This window comes from Lewinella sp. W8 (genome assembly GCF_004375085.3).
GTDB lineage: Bacteria > Bacteroidota > Bacteroidia > Chitinophagales > Saprospiraceae > Neolewinella.
Genome location: NZ_SNAQ03000006.1, coordinates 194,387 through 220,096, shown reverse-complemented (window position 1 = coordinate 220,096; position 25,710 = coordinate 194,387). Strand labels below are relative to the sequence as shown.

Annotated in this window: 28 protein-coding genes; 6 read left to right on the top strand and 22 right to left on the bottom strand. The window is 53.5% G+C overall.

What is annotated here, in order from left to right:
• Positions 1-151 precede the first annotated feature (151 nt).
• Positions 152-1,042: a hypothetical protein gene (locus E1J53_RS09180; protein ID WP_134272638.1), complete on the bottom strand. Its 891-nt coding sequence runs from the start codon at positions 1,040-1,042 to the stop codon at positions 152-154.
• Between the two features lie 58 nt (positions 1,043-1,100).
• Complete coding sequence (locus E1J53_RS09175) at positions 1,101-1,658, bottom strand: DUF6265 family protein (protein ID WP_134272637.1); 558 nt, start codon at positions 1,656-1,658, stop codon at positions 1,101-1,103.
• Positions 1,659-1,722: 64 nt separating this feature from the next.
• On the opposite strand from E1J53_RS09175, the gene E1J53_RS09170 reads away from it, so the two are divergent.
• Positions 1,723-2,283, top strand: a complete 561-nt coding sequence (locus tag E1J53_RS09170; RefSeq protein ID WP_134272636.1) for a hypothetical protein — start codon at positions 1,723-1,725, stop codon at positions 2,281-2,283.
• Between the two features lie 136 nt (positions 2,284-2,419).
• A complete protein-coding gene (locus tag E1J53_RS09165; RefSeq protein ID WP_134272635.1) occupies positions 2,420-5,059 on the top strand; it encodes a MopE-related protein in 2,640 nt (879 codons plus the stop codon).
• Between the two features lie 140 nt (positions 5,060-5,199).
• Here E1J53_RS09165 and E1J53_RS09160 read toward each other — a convergent pair whose 3' ends face one another.
• The 17 genes from E1J53_RS09160 to E1J53_RS09080 all read right to left on the bottom strand — a co-directional run bounded on the left by E1J53_RS09160 (position 5,200) and on the right by E1J53_RS09080 (position 18,655).
• Positions 5,200-5,655 carry a DUF4440 domain-containing protein gene (locus tag E1J53_RS09160; protein ID WP_134272634.1) on the bottom strand — a complete coding sequence of 152 codons (456 nt, stop codon included), beginning with the start codon at positions 5,653-5,655 and terminating at the stop codon, positions 5,200-5,202.
• Between the two features lie 37 nt (positions 5,656-5,692).
• Entirely contained in the window at positions 5,693-6,562 is an 870-nt protein-coding gene (locus tag E1J53_RS09155; protein WP_134272633.1) for a hypothetical protein, read from the bottom strand.
• Positions 6,563-6,625: 63 nt separating this feature from the next.
• On the bottom strand, positions 6,626-6,946 hold the full coding sequence (locus E1J53_RS09150; protein WP_134272632.1) for a hypothetical protein: 321 nt from the start codon (positions 6,944-6,946) through the stop codon (positions 6,626-6,628).
• Positions 6,943-7,701: a DUF1835 domain-containing protein gene (locus E1J53_RS09145; protein WP_134272631.1), complete on the bottom strand. Its 759-nt coding sequence runs from the start codon at positions 7,699-7,701 to the stop codon at positions 6,943-6,945. The genes E1J53_RS09150 and E1J53_RS09145 overlap by 4 nt, the downstream gene beginning before the upstream one ends.
• A gap of 172 nt (positions 7,702-7,873) precedes the next feature.
• Positions 7,874-8,224, bottom strand: a complete 351-nt coding sequence (locus tag E1J53_RS09140) for a hypothetical protein (RefSeq protein ID WP_134272630.1) — start codon at positions 8,222-8,224, stop codon at positions 7,874-7,876.
• A gap of 116 nt (positions 8,225-8,340) precedes the next feature.
• Positions 8,341-9,174 carry a maleylpyruvate isomerase family mycothiol-dependent enzyme gene (locus tag E1J53_RS09135; RefSeq protein ID WP_134272629.1) on the bottom strand — a complete coding sequence of 278 codons (834 nt, stop codon included), beginning with the start codon at positions 9,172-9,174 and terminating at the stop codon, positions 8,341-8,343.
• 8 nt (positions 9,175-9,182) lie between these two features.
• Positions 9,183-9,806 carry a Type 1 glutamine amidotransferase-like domain-containing protein gene (locus E1J53_RS09130; RefSeq protein WP_134272628.1) on the bottom strand — a complete coding sequence of 208 codons (624 nt, stop codon included), beginning with the start codon at positions 9,804-9,806 and terminating at the stop codon, positions 9,183-9,185.
• Between the two features lie 129 nt (positions 9,807-9,935).
• Positions 9,936-10,691 (bottom strand): DUF6090 family protein, encoded by a 756-nt coding sequence (locus E1J53_RS09125; protein ID WP_134272627.1) that lies wholly within the window; start codon positions 10,689-10,691, stop codon positions 9,936-9,938.
• Positions 10,692-10,797: 106 nt separating this feature from the next.
• Complete coding sequence (locus tag E1J53_RS09120; RefSeq protein ID WP_134272626.1) at positions 10,798-11,286, bottom strand: hypothetical protein; 489 nt, start codon at positions 11,284-11,286, stop codon at positions 10,798-10,800.
• 27 nt (positions 11,287-11,313) lie between these two features.
• Positions 11,314-11,802, bottom strand: coding sequence for a hypothetical protein (locus tag E1J53_RS09115; protein ID WP_134272625.1), 489 nt, complete (start codon positions 11,800-11,802; stop codon positions 11,314-11,316).
• Between the two features lie 318 nt (positions 11,803-12,120).
• Entirely contained in the window at positions 12,121-14,271 is a 2,151-nt protein-coding gene (locus E1J53_RS09110) for a tetratricopeptide repeat protein (RefSeq protein WP_134272624.1), read from the bottom strand.
• 264 nt (positions 14,272-14,535) lie between these two features.
• Positions 14,536-15,456 carry a hypothetical protein gene (locus E1J53_RS09105; RefSeq protein ID WP_134272623.1) on the bottom strand — a complete coding sequence of 307 codons (921 nt, stop codon included), beginning with the start codon at positions 15,454-15,456 and terminating at the stop codon, positions 14,536-14,538.
• Positions 15,457-15,609: 153 nt separating this feature from the next.
• A complete protein-coding gene (locus E1J53_RS09100; RefSeq protein ID WP_134272622.1) occupies positions 15,610-16,038 on the bottom strand; it encodes a UPF0158 family protein in 429 nt (142 codons plus the stop codon).
• A gap of 30 nt (positions 16,039-16,068) precedes the next feature.
• Positions 16,069-16,431 (bottom strand): iron chaperone, encoded by a 363-nt coding sequence (locus tag E1J53_RS09095; RefSeq protein WP_134272621.1) that lies wholly within the window; start codon positions 16,429-16,431, stop codon positions 16,069-16,071.
• Positions 16,432-16,614: 183 nt separating this feature from the next.
• Entirely contained in the window at positions 16,615-17,187 is a 573-nt protein-coding gene (locus E1J53_RS09090; protein ID WP_134272620.1) for an HAD family hydrolase, read from the bottom strand.
• A 42-nt stretch (positions 17,188-17,229) separates the two neighbouring features.
• Positions 17,230-18,249: a GTP-binding protein gene (locus E1J53_RS09085; protein WP_134272619.1), complete on the bottom strand. Its 1,020-nt coding sequence runs from the start codon at positions 18,247-18,249 to the stop codon at positions 17,230-17,232.
• Positions 18,250-18,268: 19 nt separating this feature from the next.
• Entirely contained in the window at positions 18,269-18,655 is a 387-nt protein-coding gene (locus tag E1J53_RS09080) for a MerC domain-containing protein (protein ID WP_134272618.1), read from the bottom strand.
• Positions 18,656-19,320: 665 nt separating this feature from the next.
• Here E1J53_RS09080 and E1J53_RS09075 point away from each other — a divergent pair.
• From E1J53_RS09075 to E1J53_RS09060, 4 genes are read left to right on the top strand one after another with little or no spacing between them, the layout of a single operon-like run.
• The gene (locus tag E1J53_RS09075) at positions 19,321-20,346 is read left to right on the top strand and encodes a patatin-like phospholipase family protein (RefSeq protein ID WP_134272617.1); all 1,026 of its coding nucleotides are present in this window, start codon (positions 19,321-19,323) and stop codon (positions 20,344-20,346) included.
• A gap of 9 nt (positions 20,347-20,355) precedes the next feature.
• Entirely contained in the window at positions 20,356-21,105 is a 750-nt protein-coding gene (locus E1J53_RS09070; RefSeq protein WP_134272616.1) for a CPBP family intramembrane glutamic endopeptidase, read from the top strand.
• Positions 21,106-21,109: 4 nt separating this feature from the next.
• Positions 21,110-22,603: a D-arabinono-1,4-lactone oxidase gene (locus E1J53_RS09065; protein WP_134272615.1), complete on the top strand. Its 1,494-nt coding sequence runs from the start codon at positions 21,110-21,112 to the stop codon at positions 22,601-22,603.
• On the top strand, positions 22,600-23,538 hold the full coding sequence (locus tag E1J53_RS09060) for a hypothetical protein (RefSeq protein WP_134272614.1): 939 nt from the start codon (positions 22,600-22,602) through the stop codon (positions 23,536-23,538). The genes E1J53_RS09065 and E1J53_RS09060 overlap by 4 nt, the downstream gene beginning before the upstream one ends.
• A gap of 1 nt (position 23,539) precedes the next feature.
• Here the strand turns inward: E1J53_RS09060 and E1J53_RS09055 are convergent, their stop codons facing one another.
• The 3 genes from E1J53_RS09055 to E1J53_RS09045 all read right to left on the bottom strand — a co-directional run bounded on the left by E1J53_RS09055 (position 23,540) and on the right by E1J53_RS09045 (position 25,700).
• Positions 23,540-23,824 carry a hypothetical protein gene (locus tag E1J53_RS09055; protein ID WP_134272613.1) on the bottom strand — a complete coding sequence of 95 codons (285 nt, stop codon included), beginning with the start codon at positions 23,822-23,824 and terminating at the stop codon, positions 23,540-23,542.
• A 92-nt stretch (positions 23,825-23,916) separates the two neighbouring features.
• Positions 23,917-24,852: a hypothetical protein gene (locus tag E1J53_RS09050; RefSeq protein ID WP_134272612.1), complete on the bottom strand. Its 936-nt coding sequence runs from the start codon at positions 24,850-24,852 to the stop codon at positions 23,917-23,919.
• A 26-nt stretch (positions 24,853-24,878) separates the two neighbouring features.
• Positions 24,879-25,700, bottom strand: coding sequence for a M23 family metallopeptidase (locus tag E1J53_RS09045; protein WP_134272611.1), 822 nt, complete (start codon positions 25,698-25,700; stop codon positions 24,879-24,881).
• Positions 25,701-25,710 lie beyond the last annotated feature (10 nt).

The following is a 25,710-nucleotide window of genomic DNA, read 5'->3' as shown; positions in this document are numbered from 1 at the left end:
TACTCTTGAAAGTTAGGGTTTTTTGTCCTAGCGTGAAAAATAAAATAGGAGTTCCGGGATATATGTGACCCCGGAATTAAGGATTTCAGCTGGTCAATTTCCGCGCTACTAATTACGGGCAGATAATTTATTGGGTAGCCTCTATTTTCCGCTACCCACGATACTTTATCCAGGCCTTTTTCGCCTCCAGATCAATAATCCAGTCGAAGCGTTTGATCACTTCTCCACCCATGACGCTTACCTTTTGCCGGCCAATATCTCCACTGAAGAACCCCACCGTGAGGTCGGACAGGCTGGTGCCCCCAAGGGAAAAATTGGGCAAGGTCGCTTTTTGGGTAAGTATGCGGTTGCCGTAGGAGTCCTTGAGTTCTTGCTGGTCCGTAATGGGCAGGGTAGTGGACAGCCGGGCCTCTGCCGTGAAGGCATCGTCAAAGAGTAGGGCTCCGGCGTAGCCGGAGTGAATGAGGAATTCCTGGGAATAGGTGGAGTCGCCCATCGGAATCTCGCCGGTGATGAACATAAAGCTACCGTCCAACCGTAGGTCCCGGGCCTCATAGCCGGGTAACGAATCGGGGCGGGTAGGGTAGAGTCGGATTTCTCCTTCACTGAAGTTGATGCCAACTACCTGCCCGGCGAAGTGGTCCAGCCCGAACTTTCCCTCCGTCCCGGGGCCGGAATTGGTCGTCTCCCAGATGGTGACGGAATCCCGGTGGACGTTTCCGACGGAAACGATATTGCCATCGCTGCGCCGTGCTTCGTTGGCACCACCCCAACTTCGGGTGGTATCGGCGCCGTTCCATGCTATGCTCCGCAGATCTTCGCTGACGACGGAAATGACGGTGACCCCGCTGGCGGCAGTATGCAACATCATGGGCAGGGTGTCCGTCTGGTTGAGGACGACCGGCACGCTGATGTTGTTGGATTCCGTCAGGGTAAAGGCAATGTTATGGTGGGACGCCGATGGTGATACTTCCGCGGGGACAACGCCACAACTCCAGTAGAACAGGGAACCGAGTAGTAGGGTGAAAAGCAATTTGGACATGGTAATAAGTTGGTTTTAGGGTATGCTGCCGGCGTGGATCATTACACCAAACGGTAAGCTACCGGGGCTTTGGGCTGAAGACGAAACTCAGGAGGGTAGAGTCCGCAGACACCGCTGCCTTTAACGTATCGGCTTCCCTCCAGTAATGAATCCGCTGGGGAAAATCATGTTGGGGGTTTTCCACGACGAAATCCTGGTTTCCGGAAGCGGTAAGGTCGAAAATAACGGCATCATCATTCCCCGGTGTCTCTACGGTAAGTTGCCATCCGTCCTGGCCCGCAGCGAACACCATCTTTTCTTCCCAGACGGTATCCTGATTACGCAGGATGAAACCATGCCCCCGTAGGGCGCCATCCGGATGCGTCCTCCAGATTTCGTGGGTTTCCGTATCCGTTGGTTGGCCCTGCCGGACCCAGTGTCCGACCAACCAGTGAAAGTCTGCCACTGCCATCTGAAATCCGCCCGGACTCTGGGGTAGCGTGGCATAAGTCGGCTCCGGGCGGCCGCACATAAGGCACGGAAGGGTAATCAGGAAAAGGACGATGGAACGGAGTGCGAAGCGTGGGGTACCCATGCCCTGAAGGTAGGCTTTCCCCACATAATTACTTTGGATCATTGGGGAAGTCACCGATTTTTTCCGACGGAAGCTTTGGTGTGATCCGCTCCTTATCTTCACCAACATGGAACAACTACACCACCTGATCACCCGGAAATGGCCCACGGTACTTCTTGGATTTGCGGTTCTGTCGCTGGTGTTTACGGCGGCGAACGCTTACTTCACGAGTGAAGTAAATGGGGACAAATGTTTTGAAGAAGCGCTAGGTAAAGACATAAATCCTCAGCACTTCACCAGTGACGTACAGTTTGCTGCGCTGGATGAGGTCCGTTGGCGCAGCTACGTGGAATGTCACCGGAACAACCCCGTCACGCGGGCCATCAATGCCGGGGTGTTTCTCCTGGACGATGTGTGGGCGCTCTTTTTTATCGGCCTCATTTATTTGCTACCCAATTACCGGGATTTCCGCTTGACGTCTTTCAAAAAAATACTGCTGGTAGTGTTGCTTTTGGCCTACGGGTTTGACTTCGTGGAAAATGCCGTCTACCTCAGTCTGGCCAGGTTTCGCTGGCTGCCGGCGGTCGGCTCCCTGAAGTTAATTTTCTACGGCGCGGCGCTTTTGATGGCGATCACCGCAGGTGCCGGGAAATTGCTGTGGAGCAAAAGAACTGCCGAGGACCAGTGATGATCAGTTCTATTGATTAAATTTAGGAGGTCAAAACGTCTTTACCCGTGATCAGCCGGCGATATCGGGTGATTTTCTCCCGTATCTTCTGCTCACAACGCTTACGAATCCCTTACTTACCACACCCCTTATACCCATGCCCAGAATTTTCCTTTTTCTCTTGTTGACCCTCGGGGTCAATGCCCTCCCTTTTGCCCAGTTAGAAAACGCCATGCGCGTCAACGAATACCTCGGTGACGATCTCGGACAAAAGCGTAACGTCAAAATAGCCGCCAGTGCCGACGGCACGCTCTGCGTTGCCTGGCTGGATAACCGCAATGGATATTGGCACCTCTACGCCCAGTTCGTTGGCCCCGACCGACAGAACATCGGAGACAACATCAACCTGACCCCCAACAGCCTGGTACTGGAGGAGTTTGATCTGGCCGTTAACTCCGCCGGCCAATTCATGATCGCCTGGGGCGACGGGCGAAGATTTCGGGAGGTCGTCAAGTACACCATTCTCAACTCCGACGGCAGCGTGGTGCTGCCCACCACCACCCTCCAGACCTCGGAAGAAGACAATGAAGCCAACTTTCCGGGCGTCGCAGCCCTGAACGACGGCGATTTTCTACTGGCCTTCGCCGGCGAATACCCCGACCGCCAAAAAATTGCCAACCTGCAACGCATCAGTGTGTCCGACGGGGCCACCGGCGCCCCCGTCCCCCTGGATACCATTGATACCTTTGATGACCTGCTCAATTTTTCCATTGCCGTGGCTCCCAATGGCAACATCATGGTGGCCCATCAGCGGGAGTTGAGTTTTCGCAGCTACGACATTGCGCTTAATCTCTTTGATCAGGACTTTAACCTGCTGCGCCGGGAGCTGACCGCCAACGTGGAAGCCGGGGAAGCAGAGTTCCCCTCCGCAGTGACGCTCGACGACGGCGATTTTGCGCTCTTCTGGCTGGATTTTCGGGCCGAATCCTTTGGGGAGGTCTACGTCCGGGAAATCTCCAACAGCGGTAATATCCTTCGCACGCCCCGCAACCTCGGCGCACCGGTGGGGGGAACCCTTTCCCGGGGTCGTTACCCCCGCGTTGCCAGGCTGGGCAGTGGTTTCGTGGTGTCCACCCTGAGCCAATTGGACGAATACCAGTTCGTCAGCTCCAACTATTCGTTGGGGGAGCGCACTTCGGTGCGGGGCTTCAGGCCGTTTCCGGTGGTGGTCAACGGAGAAGTCATCACGGCTTACCTAAGGAGCCTGACCAACATCAGCGCCTCTCCGAATGAGCGAAGAGTGACCCTGGATTACGGTGCCGGTAACGACCTCCGCTTCGTCAATGACGACACCTTCAGTGCGGCGGAAGGCGTTGCCAGTTCGGCCTTCCGGGATGACGGCTCGGGTATGGTCGTTTGGCTGGGTATCGACAACGGCGAACCGATACTGTACGGCCGGGAAATCGGTACCGACGGTAATCCCGTCGGTGATGCCTTCGAAATCTTTGAGGGGATTTCTACCGGACACGACATTGCGCTGGGCCCCAACGGTCGCTGGGCCCTATTTTTTCAGGAGATCCGGGACTTCCGCACCTACACCATGCTTAATGTCTACGACGGCGATAACCGTCGGATTCGGAATCATCAGTTAGACGATTTGGGAGGGACGGCCAATCTCCCCCGTACCCGGGGAGTGGTGTTTAATGCCACCAAGGACCAGTATGTCTACTGGGATGGCTCCCGGACGGACGACAACCAGACCATGGCCGTGCGCCCGCTGAACCTGGATGGCAATTTCCTGGCCCCGCTACGCACTGTCTTCGAAGATGAAGCCGGTTTCACCTTCCGGTGGGTGCAGCGCCAAAACGGTGATTTGGTCGTCATCTACGAACAGTTTGACGACGACTTCAATTATGACCTTAAGGCGGCCGTCCTCAACAGTGACCTGCAACTGCAGGGAGAAGTTCTGCGGGTAACGGACCTCCCGGGAACGCTGCGGAATGGTGGACGTTTTGACCTGACCAACGGGGACGGAAACACGGTCTGGTTCATTTACCAGCTGGACGCCGATGACGTTGGCGTAGATTCTCTGAGTGATCCCTACGCCTTCCGGGCCCTCCCGCCGAACAACATCCTCAGTACGGAGCGGTACCTGGAGCGCAACGGTAGCGTTGCGGGCCTGACCTTTTACCGGGACCGCCTACAGTACTGGGAGGACGAATTTGATGAATACTTCCTCGGGGAAATCAACCTGGATTCCTTCACGGTGAACCGGCGTCAGGTGATTCCGCAAAAAGACTTCCGCGAAGACATCCGGTTTACGCTTACGGACGTCGGCCTCTCCCTGCTCTTCCGGGATTTCCGGGAACCGGGCCGCGGACAGGACATTTACCACTACCTCAGCCCGGACGCCGACGCCGACGGCTTCTTCGACCTGGAAGACTGCGATGACGACGCCCCATCCGTATATCCGGGGGCACCGGAAATTGCGGATAACGGCATTGACGAAAATTGTGACGGACAGGATTCCACGGCCACCACCAGTACCGTTCTGCCCCAACTGACCCGGCAGGTTAGCCTATTCCCTAATCCGGCCAGCGATCTCCTGAACGTGAAAACGACGGGGGGCTTCCCCTACCGTCTGCGTCTCTTCGACGGCCGGGGCGTCCTGCTCCGGGAGGCTCAAAACGCTACCCAGATCGGGGTGGGGAATTTGCCGGCCGGGGCCTACTGGGTGGAAATATTGCGCCTCGACCGGGCCCAGAGCAGTACCTATCCGGTGATCATTCGGCGGTGACGGAATTGCTGAGAAGAAGTCGGTAGGTATCCCCTCAATGCCTACACAACACGGCCGTCCCCGGTTCCTGGCACCTGCCCGCCGGGGCCGCTGGCAGTGCATTTACCCCAATCGCTCCCCGTTAAACTGATTCTGGGACCTTACCCATCAATGCTGTTCCAGATGTCCAGATAGATTTTCCATTCCTTGCCTACCTTGCGCCAGATGATGACGTATTTACCCCGCCAGGAGACTTCCTCCCCGTTGGCCCGCCGGGTCGTGCCTTCGTAGTAGCCGTAATCGTAGGCCTCCCGGCCCCTGACCTTAATCTCCACCGGGGTGATTTTGTGGGTGATTGTCCGCACGCCCTCCGGCAGCACCCAGTATTGCCGGACGGCGGCCCGGCCGCCGATAATGTCCCGCCGATTCGGGAAGATTTTCCCGTCCTCGGTGTACGCGGCCGCAATCTTATCGTAGTCGCCGGCCACCACGGATGCGGAAAACTTTCCAATGTTTTCCAGAATCTGGTCGATATCCTTCTGCTTGCCCAGGTAGGTCTGGGCGACGAGGGGTAGGGTGGTTGCCAGGAGCAGGGGGAGGAGGTATAGTTTTTTCATTTGGATTTCATTTTGGGCGCTCAAAGTAAGCGTGCCGTTAAAGGATGTCACTAAGATTATCCTGCTCATGGGGGAAGGCGTCTAAAATGGCCTTGGCCTCCCTACTGGAAATACGGAGGTGTTCGATGATCGGACTGGCGGCCTCTTTGCCCTTTTCGTCCAGCCTGATGCGGTAGAGGCTGAGATAACTGTCTTTCTCGCCCGCGAGGTAGTAAATAAATACCCTGGAAATGGGATAAGCCCCCGGCAGGTGGATACTTTTCAGGTACTCCACGGGCCGTTCGCTGAACCCGGCCACGGCATTTCCCGGGGTGTAGATGCTTTTGAAGTTGTCCGTGAGCACATATCGGGGATAGCGTTTACCCTGATCTTCGGAATAGGGTGAAAATACTTTCTGGTGCACCTGCCAGACGGGGTAGGCGGTCAGGAGGGCCAATTCCGCCAGCCAGATTCCGGCCAGCGGCATTCCGGCGACGTTCATTCCCGATGTACCTATCGTCCAGGTACCCCCTTCGTTAATTAATCCGATCCCCTCCATCAGGTCTCCCGGATGGGAAGTGAAGTAGGGTATGGCGTTTAAATACGAGGATAGGTCGCGACCCTCTTCGGAAAAGATGTAGGTGACGAAGGCCACCCACTGGGTAAAGGACGCCACTAGCCCGAGCAGTAGGGTGAGGCCAAGGGCGATTTGCTTTCCCCGCACCTTACCAAAGTGTACCACTCCCTTGGCGAGCAGGGCAATCAGAATTCCGTAACCAAGGCACACCAGAATACAGGCGTAAAGCAGGGGAAGGATGGCATTGAGGGCGTTGTAGAGATAGGAAATGCCGACAATCACAACGATGGCCACCAGGATGCCGACTCCCGTACGGAGCGGGTCAACCCGGTTACTTGCTTCGTAATACATCAGGGTTAAGTTTAGGTAGGTGATTTAAGGTTATGGGGAATGAAAATAGGTGGAAAAACTAGTTCAGCTAAACCAGGGGACCGGACCGGAACCCACGAAAAGGTAAAGGCCGACCAAAAGGGCCGCTTCGATGAGCCACACTGCCCGGGGCGAAAGCTTTTCGATCATCAGCCGGTCCAGGGCGAACAAAAAGATGGCGGTTCCGAAGCCCATCACGGCAAACATGCGACCAAAACCGTGGGGAATGGGCTCCTCCGCCGTGTATTCAATCAGGATGAGCACGCCAGAGAGCACGAAGATAATCACGGAAATCACCAGAAAGGGGGTAATCAGTTTAGCCAGGCGTGGCTCTGGCCGGGGCAAGTTTGGATCGTCCAGGATCATGACCACTCTTCGGTTGAAAGCAGTTCGTCAAACAGCCGCTTCACCTGCAGGTCGCCGAAGCCGTAAATCGGCGCACGTTGATGGAACTCCCGGAAGACCGGACCAAACTCGGACGTCCCGGTTTCCTCCATGATGGTCCTAAGGATTTCGGTGGGCCGGCCCGGGCCATGGTCGGTGGGCTGGCGGTCCCGGTGGGCCTCCGCGGCGGGGAGGAGGAAGGGATAGGTGTCCGCCATCTCCCGGGCCAGCCGCAGTAAGGATGCGAGCTCATCCCGGTGATAGTGCTCCCAGAGCCTGCTCCAGCGCGCCGTGTCGGTCACGGGAATACCTTGGGTGGAAAGTTCCCGGAGTTGCTCCGTATCGTAGCGCCCAAAACCGTAGGGGGAATGCTTCGGAGGACGCACCAGGTGTACGCTCGGTCGGGTAACGAACTGGTGCAGTAAATGCACGACGAACCAGCAGTTCACCTGACAGAACAGGTCATCTTCAAACCAGAGGTAGACCGTGGAGTCCGCCGGGATTTGCGTGATTTTCTCAAACTCGCGGGCACTCCCTTGTTGGTAGGCTTCCCAACTTAGGTCACCGTAAGCTTCGGCCAGGAAAGCTGCGCGGGTGCGGAAAAAGTCCAGGAGGGTCCGGTGTTGTACCGGACCGTCCACCAGGCATTCCCGGGCCACAATGATTTCGCCCGCCAGATCCGTGGGGAATTGTTCTTTCAGGGCATCGCCGTTCAGAACGTGGTATGGTTGGGTCATGGCGTTGGGGTTTTCCCCAAAGTAAGCCTTTTCGTGGATCCGCTCGGGCTTACCGCTGAGGATTTTGGCTGGGAGAAGGAGGCTGTCGGATGCCTTCCTCAAACCAACGGAACCATTTGGGCACGGCGTGCAGGTGCCATGAATAATCCAGGGTGCCGTCCACCGGGTTTCCTCATTCCACCTCAAATCGTTTGAAGGTGATTTTGACTTTCCCCGCGGCGGGACTGTCGAGGTACAGCTCCGTTCCCGGTAAGATGACCAGGGAGCGTTTCTTTTTGGGTGGGATGGGGGTGGTCCCCAACCTGCCGTCCCGGGTTTTGACCCGGGCCAGAATACTGGACCGCCCGCGGTTATTGACCACCGCTACGCTGGCTTCGTCGGCGAAGGGGTTCTCTACCGCATCCTGACCGGGCCCCTTCCCGGTAATGGCCATACTTTGGTTGGCCTCAAACTCAAGAACCTCCGCGGTCGTGGAGCATCCCATCAGTAAGAGGATCGCAGAGAGAAATAGAAGGCTTTTCATCTGGCAGGCGTTTATCGGCTTTCCCTCAGGGTGGGAATGGCTTTACGGAAGCAAATAACGGTAAACCGGAGTATCTCTCCCCGGGCACACTGAATTTTTTTACCGTGATCGAAGGATTAAGCAATGACCGCCACTAACTCCAGCACTTTCCGGCCCATTCTCTGATCGCCCGTAATGGTGATGCGGTCCTTTACCGCTTGCGGTCGCAAGCTTTTGGTGAATAGCTTCCAGGAAAGATCCACCGGGATGCTGACGGTGGTATTCGGTGCCGCCACCGGGGAGGCCGTCAGTTGCCACCCCGCTTCCGCTTTTTTGAGGTGCCAGTGTCCCCCCGCCGTGGAACTGATGCTGATCTGGATCAGGGTGCCGGTCGGAGCGCTTACTTCCCGAAAGGTGTGGGGTAGGCCGCGGAAAAAGGTGTTGATGACGGGATGGAAAAATTCTCGCGTCAGGATACCCGGCTGCCCGACGGCATCCCGAATCTGCTGTTGGTGGTGCCAGTACTCGGTGTATTCACGCGCCAGGTGCATCCAGTTGTAACTACTGGTTTCTCCGGCCCAGTGTACCGGAAAAATGGAGGGTTCCCAGGGGTCTAGCGAATTGTAGTACGCGGAGGTACTGTCCCCGATGGCTTCTAGCAAAAAGATCAGCACTCCGGGGCTCAGGCGTTTGGTGGCCTGCACCCACTGACCGTTGAGTTGGTTGATGAAACTCACGAACTCAGCGTAACTATTCCCCGGGGGCGCCTGATCGCCAAAGTACTGGTCCCGTTGAATGGAGAGGGTCCGCAACTTGGTATCTACCATGTGACTGACGACATCCTTGACTACCCAGGTCCCGGCGACCGTGGGACGATGCCAGTCAACCTCGTTCAGGGACTTTAACAGCTGGAGCAGCCGCTGGTCCAGCGGCGCGAAAAGCGGACGGGTGTCAATGGGGAGTTGCCTCATTTTTTTGGCTATTCATGGATGATGACGTCGCCATCCCGGAGGGCCAGGAAGAGCCACCGTCGGTCGATGCACCGCTGAATTTCTTCCGCGACGGCCTCCGCTTCGGGATGGTCCGAATCGTAATGGCAGAGAAAGGTGTGGGGGAAGGCCCCCAGGCCATCGTACATGGGGGCATTTACGCCGGGATAGGGGAAATTATTGGGGTCATCTACGTGGTCAATGGACTCCAGGGAGGCGGAGAGGATGCAAACACCGGCGCTGTAGCCGGCGTAGAGAAAATCGTCCCGATCCTGAAGCTCCCGGAACAGCGCATCAAAACCACTCAGGTGCATGGCCATGCGCAATACGAAGGTATTGCCGCCGCTGACCCACACTGCTCCCAACTCCCGTAGTTTGGCGTGGAGGCCGTCACGGTCACCAAAGTAGTGTTGGAGGTCAAGGGGCTCGGCCGCAAACCCCAGTTGGTTGAGGACACCGATTTCTTCCCGCTGGTGCTTGTTGGCGCGAGCGGGATCGGCTCCGACCCAGTCGCGGGCGTTGTTAATGTGGCCAATCCGGGGGTTAGCGGGCCGTAGTCGACGCAGGTCGTCGACCCGATCGCCGAACTTATAAGAAGACAGGTAGTATCGCATAACGGGAGATCTTGGTGCACCCACTTAGGGGGTCAGAAAGTGCGGTAATTGCACGTATTGCTGGATAAAGGACTTGACGAAGGCGGAAAGTTTCCGCGGTGGGAGAATTTCGGCAGGTGGGTGGACGGACTATTGATCCAGCGCTTCTTCGGTGAGCCTCACCAACTCCTCGACGTCATGCAGTAGCTGATAATACACCTCATTCTGGTTATTGGTGGCGATCTTTTTGGTGGAGAGGGCAAAAATGTATGCTGAATTCTGCTTTAACGCGTCCAGGTCGAAGGCTGGCCGTCCCAGGTCGGCGCCCATGAGAATGCTGGTGATTTCCCCACTGAGGATATTCTGGATGATTTCCCTGGTGAGGAAATTGTGCTGGTAAAGTTGAATACTCTTTTCCACGTTGGCTTCCACCCGGTCACAGGTGGAGTAGTAGCGAAACAGTTTGTTCTTCAGCTCCCGGGAAGTAATCAGGTTACCGTTGCTGTTGGCCTCAAATTGGCGGATGGTGGATTTCTCCGGAATAAAATAGGACTCAAAGGCCAGGGATAAATTCCAGTGGTAGAAACGGGTCAGTTCCATACCGCCAAGTTGCTCCCGGTGGGTGAGTAGGGCGATGATCGAGTCCGAATTAGCCATTCTTTCCTCGTTGTGCCCGATGATTTCCCGCAGGGTAATCCCGTCGGCAATCAGATCGTTACGGAAGCCCTCCAGGAAGTTCGTCTCGATTTGAGCTTCCCGGATGCCTTCGTTCAGGTTATTGATCCACAGGGCGATCAGGATTCCTACCACCACGAGCGCGATCTCTCCAATGGCGTAAACCAGATAGCGGCTGAACTTGCCTTCCGCCAATACCTTGCGGCGGAGTTTTCGAAAGAATTTGATCATTTGACTCGGGTGGTGTTACTAGAGTGACATCACTCTTCATTGTCCCATTGCCGGTAACTACGGCGGACCCGGTAAGCACGGAACGCCAGCCCGGAAGATAGGGCGACTAATCGTTAAACCCCGGTTCCCATTCGCTGCCCTTCAGGTCTCCGGCAATGATGAGCTTGTTCCGAAAGGTCCAGGCGGCGAGGGTAAAGTCCTGCCGGGTTTGGGCGGGTGAAAACCGCCACTCATCTCCTTGATTGGGTGGGCCGAGTAGACTGGCCGCCACGGTTTCGATGTCGACGCCCTCCTTGGCGACCAAAATCATTTCGTAGAGTTCGGACTTTTGGGTGCTCACGTAGAAAACGGCCGTGGCGAACTGTTTATCCTTCAGGGGTGTGGAGTAGATGGTCCGGAAGGATTCCCCGGTTTTCATGTCGGTGCACTCCGGACACTGATCCAGCAAGCGTCCGGCATCGGCCCCCAGGTAGACTTTCATCTTCTGGATGACCCTGGGGAAATACTGTTTTTGTGCTTTCCGGGACTGGGCATTAAGGGGCACTACCGCAAGGAGTAGCCCCAGCAGGGCAAGGGTACGCAAAGTGTGCTTCATGGAGGTAATAACGGAAAGACCGCCGGATTATGATCGCTGGGCGGTAACCTCTTTTTCCTGGGTCCGCCAACGATACGCGAAGAACAACAGGGCAGCAGTTACTACGGCAAAGAAGGTATACGTCAGGGGCCGGATACTCTCGTGATAGGCGGTTGCCGTTGCCCAGATGGTAGTGGCTTGATCCGGGGCCAGGATGTTGCTGGTGTTGAGCCAAATCAGGACACCCTTAAAGATGGGGAGGCCATACCAGATCACGGAAAACATCAAAATGTTCCTTGCTCCCTTTAGGTCGGCAGGGCGGAGAAAAAAGTACAGCCCGATACTGAGTGCGAAACCGAGGGCCGCTGCGATGCTGGTCCGGAAATCGTTGAGGACGAAATACCAGGCGGAATCTGAAGAAGGTCCGTCAAAAACCTCCACGAAGGTCATCAGGTTCGGCAGGAAAAACAGGGAAACAAAAAAGATGCTCGGCCAGAGGACGTAAGCAATGGTTTGTTTAAGCAGTAGGGTATTCATGGTGGGTGGTCATTATGAACAGGGCCTTGGGTCGGCAACCGGTTGGCCCGGAATAAGGTGATGTGTACGTAGGGTGTTTTGGTGATGACTTTGCCGTCCGGGATAAACTGGGCTGCTCCGCGCCGTCGCCCAAAAGATTTATATCAGTGAATATAGGTCCTAGAGGAAAACAAAGAGCTTCATCACCAGGAAAAGAATGCGGCTGTAACCAAAAATGGTGGGCGCTGTGCAAAATATTTATCAGCACGAGTTCAGGTACTCCGTGATGGCTTGCGGTTGGTAGCCAGGCTTCAATGAACGCAATTGACCTGGAAATAACTATTCGGGAGGACTCGATATTAAGCTCGCGGAATATTTTTTAATGAATTTTTCTCTACCCAGTGTTGTGTATTCCAATACTACGAACTCTTCAAACGAAGCAGTAAATTCTTCGTAGGAAGCAATCTGATCATAATTGGTTTCAATCGATTTGATCAGAATATCCGCCAGGGAGTTGGCGGAGAATTTTGCCGCCAGGCCGATGGCAATACTGACGACCAGGGTGCCGGACATTTGTAAACCAAAAAGAAAGCCGAGAATAACGGGGGATTCGGAAATCGTATCGTAGAGAATTTTTTGAAAAGCGCCCTTGGTCCCCGGAGAAACTTTAGAAAATTTGAATCTATTTTCCTCAAAGGTGACGTAAATCAGCACTTTAAAAAAGTCGACAAAATCAATCATCGAATTGATTGCAAAATATTCCAAAAATACTCTGCTGGTGGATGCTTTCAGTTCCTTGCCCTGAAAATACTGGGCAATGGCGAGGGGTATTTCGGTCCGCTCCATTCCGGAGAGCCGTTCAAAGATTTCCTTTTTCCTGCTGTAGGGTAAGTTGGTAATTTCCCGTTCGAGTTCTGCTCGTTGGGTAAGCTGCCGTCGGTTTTGGGTGTCGTCGGCGACAATGCTGCTTATCTCCCGGAAACAACGGCTAATGAGCTTGGCCCGGTGAAAATCCGTGATGTTTTCCTGGTATTCTTTGGATAAACTCAGGCGAGTAAAATCAGCATTTTCAATACGGATACCTTGCTTCGCCAGGTGGTTGTTGATTATCTGAATGGCCCATCGGTTCTCCAGGAAGGTTTCAAAATATAAAAACCGTTGGCGTAGGTCTTCATCGTCCCTAACCAGATTGTTCATTGCTTTAGGGATGAAATCGTTTTGGTACCAGTTGATTAATGGAGTGATTTCATCGCGGGGTTCACGTTCTTCATATGAGAGCAGCAGGAGAGCCAGGTAGGCAATTTGGGCCTTGGGAGTTTTATCGAGCAATGCCGCAAAGCATTTCTTGCTCTTTTCGAGCTTATTTTGGGCCCTCAGGAGTTGGCCGCCGTAGTACAATTCTTCTTCGGAGTCGCTTCCCGGGTTATTGCTTAACCATGCCACCAGGTCGGCCTCCTCAACGATGAAATCCAAATCCAGTCTCGTAGCATCTTCTCCCACCAGAATGCCAATGAAGGACCGCTTGTTAAGTGGATTGCTCTTGATGTGCAGGTCTTTCTTCAGAATGGATCCGTAGTAAAGGTATTTATTCCTCGGTGCATCACTGTACAAGAGGTTATGGTGGGTGATTACGTAGGCCTGGGGGACGTTCCCCACGTAACAGTTAAAGATTAATTCATCAATCTGTTCGCCATTCCTTTCCGCGTATTCTCTGGCCCGGCGCAGTTGGTGGATTCCGGTGATTCTTTTCCTGAGATATTCATTCCTGAGCAATTGTTGCTTATGGGGGAAAGCTGATGCCTTCAGCAGTTCATAGGCAATAGCGGGGACGGTGACGAGGGGCACCATCGTGCCGCTGTTCCACTGGTACCCCCGGATGTAAAAAAGCCGGAGCATGTAGGGCCGGATGTTATAATCATACCGGGCCTTGATGATGGCCATGACCAGGTCATGGCATACGGTAGCGATCATGGAATCAGTACTGGTTCCAGGGTAGGCTATTTTTTCCTCGGGGATATTGAAGATGAGGTTCTTCCTGAAGTCAGCGTGTAAAACGGGATAGCTTTCGGTAAACTTGAAAAGCTGTAGGGCGAGGTTGTAGTGCTTGATGGCAAGATCCAGCTTTTCCTGTCCGAAATAACTGGAGCCCAGTCCGTGGTGTGCCTGTGGATATTCTTTTTGGCTGAGGACGTATTCGTATCGCTCGATGGCTTCGTCGTGCCTTTTGAGTAACCTTAGGGCATTGGCGAGGTTGTAGGAAAGGATGGGGTTTTCCGGAGACCGATCATACTGCAGGCGAGCGTATTTCTCGGCGTTGAGATAGTCTTTCGTCGTCAAATAAATGTTATACAACGACCAGTAAATATCTGACTCGAATTTAGGGTCAAGATCGGTCGCCAACTTATCGTGGCAAAATTGAATGGCCTCTTCCATATGTTGCTCACGCCGGAGCGCGGCTAATTGCTTAAACCATTCCGTACGATCATTCATGGGGCAAAGGTGTTTCCGGTCCGAATCGTTAATGAGGGTGAAGAGTTCTTGAGCGCCCGTAAGTCGTCGGGCCGGGCTCAAGATAGGCCCTAACTACCCCTGATTAGGTTGCAAACCTACCTTTTATCCTAAAATTTACCACATACCCGTTATGAAGTGAATTAATGCGCCGCAGCGACAATGATCCTGTAAACACCTACTCGAGGAATAAGCTAAAAGTTGTTTTAGGCCGGATATTTCGGAGTACCTGACCCCGGTTATTTGCTAATCCGGGAGAGATGTCCGCTGACTCTTTTCCACGACTTCCGTAAACCAATTTTCCCATTTCTTTTGCTGTGTCGGGAAGTTGTCCGGAAAAGGTCCGCTGGCGAAGTGGAGATCGGTGGTTTTGTCCCCGTGGTTTTCGAGCATGAGGAGCTTTTCGGAATAGTGGACCCCGTTCTGGATGTAGTCGATGTGCAGATAAACGTTGCCAAAGTTCAGGCCAACGAAGCCAACGGCCCGCTCGCCGTCGGTTTCCGTATTCAGGCGTACTTGCTTATCGGAGGTCCAGTCGGCCGCAAAGAAGGCTTGTTGGTCAAACTTTTCGCCGAGTTGGCGGGCATAATCCGTCTGGGTGATGGCCCGCCAGATGTCTTCTTTGGTGGCCTTCACGGTCGCCTTTTTATAGAAAAAGGGTTGTGGACCCAGCGCGGCGACTTCGTCTTCGGAGAGAAGTTCTACTTCCCCCAACCAGGCGGAACCGTTTCCGCCGTTCGGGAAGCGGTAGCCGACCACGACGTCTCCCTCAGTGGCGATGGCCTGAATGACGATGACGAGTTCGTGGATGCCCTTGTTCGGGGAAAATACTCGCCCGACCCGGGGTAACCCCATGTCCAGGTGTTTGGCGTCGGGGTGTTTTTTCGGATTGACCTTGATGAGGGCCTGATGATTGCGGAGTTCTTCCTCGGTGGGCAGGTGGCCCACCACCACGGGAACTTCGTCGAGGCGGTTGATGTCAACGGGCACAAACCCAAAATTATCCGGGCAGTACCATCCACCGAACTCATGGGGATCTTTTTTGAAGGCCTTCAGGGGGTTGGCAATCTTCGGGGAGGCCTGTGCTTCGGCGATCTCCGGTTTGGTGCAGGATGCCAAAATCATCAGGAGGCTGAGTAGGACGGGAAGGGAAAATTTGGGCGTCATCGGATACTTTTTTGTAAAGCTCGCTTTTCCCATTGATCGCACCTACGAATGGATGTAAAAGAACGTAAAGGCTGGTAAAGAGCGTTGAGGCAGTAGGGTTTATCCCCGGAAAATTGATTGACTTTTGGGGCAGAAGCCCAGATTTAGCCAGGGTCACTCATTTCGCCCGATCTCGAGCCTGAGGTAATCCCTCACCCACGCTTCAATTTTGGATGCCTTGAACCGGAACCACCGTTGACGAACGTCGTCGTCATAGTCCACTTCGTACTTAAAATTCCTAAAGGGTTTGCGGTTATTCAACGCGTACCGCAATCGACGCTGAATCTCCGGGTCTTCGACGGTCGCGGCGAAGGCCTCCATGATCTTGAAGGAGTCCCGCGAAGACATTTGGTGGATCTTGATGTATTCCTCCCAGTTGTTTTCATTCTCTTCCAGGTCCTCCTTCCAGTGTTCTTCTTCTGCATAGGGGCTGTCGGGGTCGATTACGTGCCTGACTTCTTTCGTCTTCAGATTGATAAAACAAACAGTTCCGGAATCCAGCATTTCTGCGATTTCCTTGATTTGGTGGTCGGGTAATTCCATGTCGTGAAAGATTTGATGCTTGCTTTTTCCCTATGGCTCCTTCAATAACTGAGCACGATACCTGACCATCTGCACGACGAGTTCCTTGGGTAGGGGCTGGTCCAACGGGAACTGTACCGACCCTTTTGATCGCTTGTACTTGCTCAGCTGTGAGTCGAATTTTTCCATCGTGGTGGGGTGAGGGTAAAGACCGACGTGGTTTTTGTGCCCCGCAATCATGATTTGTTGGTCCCTCTTTCCATTTTCCACAAGGGCGTAGGCCGGAATGTTATAGTTCAGGAGCTCCTGTGCGTTGGGTTCGGCGGCAAGAATGCACGCTTTCAGTTCCAGAAGCGCGTTTCGGGCGGGTTCCGACTGGGATTGCAAATAGTCCTCGACACTGCTGAACTTCATTATGCGGATGATTTATTGATGGCGGAGGAGAGTTGCGGTTTTTAAAGTTACGGATAAGCGCGGAAGGTCCAATAAAGTATTGTCATGATGCCGCGGAATCATCACAAATTTCGCTTGCCTGGTGCTCGTTCGGGTATTGCCCCAACCAGCATGACGGATACCGGCGTAAGTAACGAAGGTGCGTTATCGATAACCAAGTTCCCGCAACCGGTCAAACACCCGGTCATTGCATTCATACCGGATTCCCATAATTCCACTTTTTTGGGCACTCTTTATTTTATCTACGCTATCATCGATTAAGATCATTTCACTAACCGGAACATCCGACAATTCTTCGACTAGCCGCCTGAAGAAAAGCGGGTTGGATTTTACCATTTGGTAGTCAAAAGAATAAATCTGGTTGATCGACCAATCTGAGAAACAGTATCTTTTTGAGATGTAAGCAATATTCTCGCGGTAATTGTCACTGACGATAATGACCTTACCGTTTCTGGAGAGAAATTGTATGAGTTCCTCATTTATCTCTAAGGTGTCAAATACTCCCTTTAAAAAGGTTTCACCGTCCAGATCTTGTTTGGTGAGAGCGTTGTACTCTTTCAAAAATTCCGGGATTAAATTTTTACCAATATTCAGGTCGTAACCGTATTTGTGGTTTAGGGTAGTTATGATGGTCCAATCAATCTGGTCATTTGATACGCCGGTGGACTGAAATACTACTCCACCCAAGTCCAGCAGCGTAATTCTTTGGTGATTCATAATTCCATGATTGGAGGCATAATAATTGACCAAAAGGTTTCTTCAATACTCCCGATACTCCCCCGTCGCCAATCCCTTTTTCAGCATGTTTTCGAGGCCCTTCGCCGGCAGATTCTTGCCGATGAAGACGAGGACACTCCGCTTCGGGACGCCCTCCGCCCAAACGCCGTGTTCCTTGATGTCGAAGCGTTTTCCGACGGACTGAAGGAGAAACCGCTCGCGATGTCCGGCCAACCAGAGCAGGCCCTTGATGCGATATAGTCCTTTAGCCTGTAAGTTCAGGTAGACGAATAACTGCTGCGTCAGTTTGGCGTGGTCAAAGGGACGGTCGAAGGTGAAGGAAATGCTGTGCATTTCTTCGGTGTGGTCGTGATGATGGTGGTGGTGGGGCCGTTGGACGGGGAAGGTTTTGTCTTCTGTACCCTGGTCGTGATGATGGTGCCCCCGGTCCAGCAGCTCGGTCAGTTTTTCCTGGTTGCCCTCCCGGTAATTGATGGTGGGATAGTGGCCGATGGCTCCCCGGATGATCCGGGCCAGAGGATTCAACTGGCGGAGTTTGGCTTCTACCTCCCGGATTCGTTGGTCATTGACCAGGTCAGTTTTGTTGAGCAGGAGGATGTCGCTGAAGACAATCTGATTGAGGGCTTCCTCGGTTTCTGCCAGTTGGGTGTGGACCTGCTCGGCGTCCACCAGACAAATGACGGACGTAAGGGGGAAGTGTTTTTTGATGACGGGGTGGGCAATGAAGGGCTCGGCCAGCCCGGTGGGGTCGGCGACGCCGGTGGCCTCGATGATGATCTCATCGAACTGCTCCCGCCGCTCGAAGAGTTCGTTGAGGATGTCGTAGAGGTTGTCGTTCAGGGTACAGCAGAGGCAACCATTGTTCAACTCTACAATGGTCTCGTAGGGGCGAATGACGAGTTCGTTGTCGATGCCCTGTTCGCCAAACTCATTTTCGATGATGGCGTAGCGGACATCGCGGTTTTCCTCCAGCAGGTGGTTGAGGAAGGTGGTTTTTCCCGCTCCCAGGAATCCGGTGAGGATGGTGACTGGTTTGTGCATGCCGGTACGTTTAGCGGCGCTAAGCTACGCAACCTGGCTCCTCCGCACACTGACAATACTTACGATTGTAGAGGTGCAGGCCGATCAGGACCATGGCCACCCCGTATTTCCACCCTTCGGCCACGGGCAGCAGCCCCAGTTGCTCGTTGATGACCAGTAGGGTAAGGACCGTCCAACTTGCGTAAAGGGCCGTTGGCATCCAGGGCTTGCTGGTATTACGGGCGGAAGTGAACACCGCCAGGAAGGTGATGGCGATGAAGAAGATGTCCAGGAAACTCCACCAGCCGGGAACGGTAGTCGCCTGCGCCACGAACAACAACGGCGTAGCCACGCAGTGAATCACGCACAGTCCACTGGTGACGGCGCCGATCAAATCAGATTGGGGAAGGGCTTTGGTTGAATACATCAATTGGTTTGTGGGTAAGATGGGGAGATTGGGAATAAAACATTTAATGCAACAATGTTGCAAAAATAAGGTAAAGTCAACAGATGACCAACTTGAATCAATGGGGGAGGAGGAAGTGAAGGCTAAGGAGGAGGCTAAGGCTAAGGAGAAGTAGAGAGAAGACGGAAGTTCATTGGCCGGTCGTCCGCCCAGGCACGAGGCACGAGCTGACTGGTCGGCCGAGCTCGGGCTGCCTACTCCCGAGATGTCACTAGGACGTACTCAGGAGCTACTGCACGGAGCTTATTTTTTTGGAGGATATTGAAATTATTCGATAGATGTTGTCACAAACATTATCTTCACAAAGATTGGAATAATGAATTTATAGCCTCCAAGCACCCAGTAGGGTAGGCGTGATCGGCGAGAAAATGCCTTTGTTCAGCGCTGCCCTGATCCCGTGAAAGCGGGAACACAACGGGTGGAGGCGGCCGTAGGTAAGGGCGGCGGCGGGTCCAAACCGGACTGCCAGCTGCGCTGCGGAAACCCACGGCTAACGCTATCGTGAGAAAATATTTAATCACCTCCTTCCGGGGAGTTGGGGTAGGGCGATGATGATGCGAACCGCGCACATCCCGGTCATTGCCATACCCATTGCATTGCACCTGTGTCAACCAAAAAAAATCTGAATGGCTACCAAAATTTTATCCATTGACGGAGGCGGAACGCGGGGGCTCTTCCCGGCCACGGTGCTGACGGAAATTGAGCGGGCGTCGGGGAAAAAAATTACGGACATTTTTGACGTCATCATTGGTAGTGCGACCGGCGGAATCATTGCCTCGGCCCTGGCGGGTGGCATCGACATCGAGGTGGTACAGGACGTCTACCTCAACAAGGCGAGGGCCATTCTTCCCTACGAATTTTTCCGGCAGGCCAAACTCTTGAACCCCCTGAATTTTTTCCGGTCCCGGTATTCAAACGTGGGACTCAAGCGGGAACTGGAATGGATCCTCGGCACGCACCAGACCCTGAATACCGTATACGAAAGATTCGGGGAGGACACCATTTTTCTCTTCCCGAGCCTGAGCCTCAATCCCATCATCGGGCCGCGGGACATCACCTCCTTCCAACCCGTCATCTTCAATTCGGCCTACCATCGGGATAAGTCGGAAAAGCTGGTGGACGTGGCCATGAAAACCTCCGCTGCGGTCATTAATCTGCCGGTGTACGACCACCACATTGAGGGGGGGAACTACGCCAACGACCCTTCCGTTTTCGGGCTTTCCTTCGCCCTGGACGGTAAGCCGGACCGGGAGGGCATCTCCCGGCTGTCCAACGGCAAGTTGGGTCTGGACGAAAAAGCCAGCGACATCCACCTCTTATCCCTGGGCTGCGGCAGCGACGGTAAGTCGTACATCTCCAAGAGTAAGCTGAAGGGGCGGTTGGACTGGGGGCTCGGTAAGTGGCAACGCTACCTGATTTCCCTGGTCATTGATTCCAATATGGTGGCCAACGAATACCTGAGCCGGCAAATCCTACCCGAGGGCAATTTCCTGCGGGTGAACGCCTACTACAAGGACCACGACAGTCCCGAAATCCTGCGGAACAAGAAACTGGCCATCGACGTCACGGACGAAGAGCAGCTCAAGGCCATCAAGGCCTACGCTGAAGCGACCTTCGAGCGGGATCGGGACGAAATTCTAGACTTCATTTAATTCATATTCATGGCACTCCACTACCTATTACTGTCCGTGAGTACGGCCACCTTCGGGTTCATCCTCTGGTTTATGATGTCGTCCTCCCTGACCCTGCCCCACCGCTATCAGGTGATGTTCGACGCCAACAAAAGTTTCGCCAATCGCGTGCTGCGGCGACGGCTGATTGGGTTCTCCATCTACGCCCTGTTGCCCATCATCCTCATTTTCTGGTGTGACCTCCTGGGTGACGTCAGCCTGGACCAACTGGGCATCAGTTTTTCCATGAATAAGCTGGGGTGGATGATCGTTGGGGGCGGGCTGCTCCTGCAACTGATCCTTTACCGCTTTACGACCCGCTCGGACAGTAACCTGGCCAAATTCCCCGAAATACGGCTGCGATTCTGGACGCCCTGGTTGATGATCAAAAGTATCCTGACCTGGATCCTCTACCTGGCCGCGATGGAGTTCCTGTATCGTGGTCTGTTGTTTCAGTCGCTCGCGCAGGTGCTGGAGATCGTCCAGGGTGCCATCAAACCGACGGAAGTGCTCAATATCTGGATCCCCGTGCTCATCTGCGCCGGCATTTATGCCCTGACCCACTACTTCAAACGGGACGCGGTGTCCTACTTCGCCATCGTCTGGGGCGTACTGGCCTGCTTTATCGTCCACTGGACGGGCAGCCTGCTGCCCGTCATCATCCTTCACATTACCAATGCGCTCGTCGTAGAATTTTACTCCATCCGTAACCACCAGGAGACCTACTTCGTGAAAAACTAACGTTATGAACCCTAGACTACTTGAAATTTCGCGGACGCGCCACACCTGGCAAAATGCCACCGGTAATGTTTCTTCTACGCCCCTGAGGTTCTTCTACCCGGAGGATGCGGAGGACATTCAGGAAATCGTATTGGAGGCGGAACACGAAATGGTCCGGGTACGGGCCGTAGGCTCCGGCCATTCCTACTCGGAGGCGGCGCTCGGTAAGGATTTCCTGCTGGACATGAAGAAGATTCACGGGGTGGAGCGATACGGAGGGACGAAGCTGAAGGCTTCCGTCGGGAGTAATCGACACTTCGTGCTGGCCGGAGCGGGGATTACCCTGAAGCGGCTGAACCTCAAACTGGAAAGTATGAAGCTGGCCCTGGAAAACATGGGGGCGGTGGACTTCCAGACCGTCTCCGGTGCGGTGCTGACCGGCACCCACGGAACGGGATTCAATAAACCGGCCTTCCCGGATATTGTACGGGCGCTGCGAATGGTAGGTAAAAACGGGGAACTGGTGCAGATTGAACCCAGTGACGGCATTACGGACCGCACCCAACACGAGCAAACTTCGAACCTGCGGCTGATCCAGGATGACCACGACTTCTACAGTTGCGCACTGGGCTTCGGGGCCATGGGCATCGTGTATGAGTTGGTACTGGAGGTGATTCCCCGGTTCTGGTTGTCGGAAACCCGTTACCTGCAGTTGTGGGAGGATTTCCGGGAGGAGATTGAGGACGGACGCTTTGACCAGAAACTCAACGAAAAGGACTACCTGGCCTTCCGGATGAATCCCTACCGGCTAAAGCATAAGGATAGGGAGGGTAACCTTTGTTCCATCGTGGAGCAGGAGGTCGTTACCTCGCCCCCCAACGGGCTGGCCGTGGGGGGAAGGAATCTCTTCAAGCGACTGTTCGGAGACGCGGAATTCTGGATCGAGAACATCATCCGGGGATTCAACCGCAATCCGGAGAAGATGCCCCGCAACATTCAGCGCACCCTCAAAATGTCGCAGGTCCGGAGAAACATCAATAAGTCCCACAAGATCCTGTACCAGAGCAGCAATTCGGTGTTGCGGTTCGGCATCAGTGCGGAGTTCGCCTTTCCCTACAGTAAGGAGAAGCTGGTGGAAGTCATGGACATGATCATCGCCAACACGGAGGCGATGCGGACGGAGTCTGACCTGTACCACCCCTCCCACATCCCCTGTCGTTTTGTGGATGCTTCCAATATGTACCTGTCGCAGGCCTACGGCAAAAAGGTGATGTACATCGATATTCCCACCCTCTACGGTACCACGGGCGACGTGGAACTCATCGAGCGCTACCAGAAGCTGATGATCTCGCTGGGGGGCGTCCCGCACTGGGGCAAGGTGAACCACCTCCTCTACGAGAAACCGGATTACATTAAGGACAACTACCCGATGCTGGATACCTGGCGGGAGGTCCGGCAGCGGATGGACCCCAACGGCACCTTCCTCAATGACTTCGTGATCAAAATGGGGCTGGAATGATGATGCGTCTACTTGCCCTGCTGGCGCTGTGCGCCAGCCTGTCGACCTGTGCCACCCTGAAGACGCTGACGAAGGACTTCGGGACGGTGTCCAAAGATGTAACGGCGGCCACCGGGGATTTGAAACACCTGACGGAGGACATCCGCTCGGTGCGGGAAAATGTGCTTCCGTTGGATACGATTAGCAAGCAACTGATCCAGGGAGTGCTGGATAAACTCAGTGAAGACAGCACCCAGAATACCCTGGAGGTGCTGATTGGGCAGATCAATCAGCTCCTGGCCGACCTGAATACGGCCCAGGTGGGGGGTAAGTTATCCGCGGGCCTGATCGATTCACTGACCTCCGCGCGGAGTCAACGGCGGCTGGATTCCCTTTTGCTCGCCGTGACACAATCCGCGGGCAATAACCTGGACGCCACCGTGAAGCAGTTTCTCGTGCGGCTCAATTCCCGGGACAAGCAGGCGGAGGTGGACAAACTTCTGGCTTCCCTCTTGTCCGCCCGTAACCGGAGTCGCGCCACGGGCTTTCTGGACAGCATTCTGGCGGGGGTGAACTTCCGCAGGGTGGGCACGGAGCTGACGGCTAACCTCGTCTCCGATTCTCTGCGATCCGACGTAGACAGTCTGGTGCGCACCTCCGTGCGGGCCATCCTGGAGGAGGTGGACGAAGATGACGGGTTGTGGAGTAACCTGAAGTCCATCCTCCTCTGGGCGGCGGCCATCATCGGCATCGCCATTGCGGTGTTGATCTGGTTCCTCAGTCGGCGGAACCGGCGGGTGAACAAGTTCCTCGTCCGGGAAATCGAAGCCCTCAGCAAGGAGGGGGAAGGCTACGAGGGCATCAAGACCCAGATCAACCAGAAGGCCATCGACGAGGGCGTCAAGGACGACCTGGACGCGGTGCTGAAGCGGATGGGGCTGAAGGATGAGGAGTAGGCTATTTTAAGTTAAGCTGAGCAATCCGCACCACCTCTCGTTCCTCCAGGCGAGCAATCGCTCGCCTGAGTGCGATTGCCGGATACCGGTCCGGGAAATACAAGTCATAGGTGGACTCTTCCGGATGACCGGGCATGGGGCCTACCTTCACGAAGTACTCATATTCGATGTCGCATGCTTCCGTCAGGTAGTCTTCCACGTAATCCTTTAGTTCGTAGGTGTCGATCCGGAGGATGATCCAGTTGGGAGCGTGGTGAAGATCAATGTAGGGTAGGAGGGGGAGCATGGGTATTGGCCGGAGGCAGGTGCAAGGTTTTTGGGTGGGGCAGGGGAATCAATTTCTTGAGGAAGTCCGAAAAATTAAAAAGTCATTGACTTTCATTTTTTCGTAATGGATTTCCCCATTATTTCATATTCCGAGATTACGTTTCGGGGCATACCTCTGGCTCCCGTTGATCCGGGGATGTCAAATTCATTTGGCCAAAAGTACCCAAGGATTCCAATCACTCTTTTATCCTGAACCGCTAAGTCATAGTAATTTCTGGCTACTTCTCCCATTTGCTCGATCTCAATGTTCCCGTAGTCACCATGAGCCCAATCGATATAGTGACTGTCCAAAATAACCATGATGCGTTGGCTGGGGTCTGATAACTTGCGGTGCAGCTTCTGCCAATTTTCCTGGAATTCGTCATTAGTATTCGGGTCCTTAATGAAGTATTGGTCAAATCCGACCCAGTCGATAGCTTCGGGTATCCTTAAATCATCTAGAGAGGGATATGCTTCGATGATCATTGTGGGGATATCTGGAAAATCGGATTGTAGAAGTTCAGAAACGGCACTTAACTCAGTGAAGGATATTCCATTCCAAGTGGGTTCTTCCCCGATGTAAAAGGCTGCAATTGAAGTAGGGGTGAGAATTTCTTGATTAATAAGTTTAAACTCGTTCCACCGTTCTTCAAAGTCTGTTCTCAGGTCGAAATTTGAACCTGACGCACTCAATGTGTCTACTAATACGAAAAAGAGTTCGTTCAGGTGTAAAATTGGTTTTAATTCTAAATTGGTAAAGACCGTTGTCCTCTCGACAATGTCATCGTCTGGTTCAAGAATCAGAATATCAGCTATGTTGCAGAAATGGTGAATTTCGTCGGCATAGTTTGTTTTAGTTTCGGAGTCAGTAGGGTCGTCCCAGTAGGTGTCTACGATAGAAAATCCAAAATACTCCAAATGGGCATCTGGTGTTGTCCGTGAATTTTGATCCTTTTCGCAGGAGAGAAAAAGTATTGAAATAAAAATGAGTAGACCACCGTAGTTCATTAGGCTTGATTTTTGGGGATTCAGCTTTAATTTAGGATTATTTGACCTCTTTTTAAGTTATCAGTTTTGTACTGTCCAAGGCTGTCAACCGGAATTGAGATTAGTCCATCTTCGGAATGAACGGGTTTAAGACAATTAAAATGCAGGTGTTCTACATTAGTTAGACCGGTCATGCCAGCGATACCTATCGGCTGACCGGCAAGGATATGATCTCCAAGTTGTACAAGACTTCCCCGATAATCAAGGTGAACGTACTGGGTGAACAATCCGGTTTCCGGGTTATAAACGGTCAGTACGTTCGCGAAATTTCTCCATTTTTTTTGTTGCCCGCCAAATTTGTAATCTTCAATTACGCCAACTACGTACCCCTGGGTTGCCGCACAGATGGTGTCCCCAATCCCCAATCCAAAATCAATTGCGTATCTAGACCAATCGGTATTATGGGTGGGGAGTGAATTATACCCCTGCACCACTGTATACTCCTTGTTTTTGGGAAAGGGGAGTTCAATTTTACCGGGTACTACTTCATCTTTGATGTTGCCAAACCTGGACGCAAAATCTATCGCTGCATTTTCTGCGCCCGGAGCCTTAGTAATGATCGTTGTGTCGCTAAGTGGTTCCAGCGTAATGGGATTAATTCGGTCAAAATGAGTCTTTAGATTTATATTTTCCGGTTGGACCCATATCCTCATCGGACACCGTAAGGGGTTACGGAGGAGTAACCTTAATTCACCCCGGTGGTAATCGTATTCTGTTGTCAGATCGTATTGGGATAACCTCTGCTTAGGGATATTTACCGTATTGCAGCTCAAGAATAGCATGGAAATGAAAATGATCACTTGCTTCACGGGCTAAGAA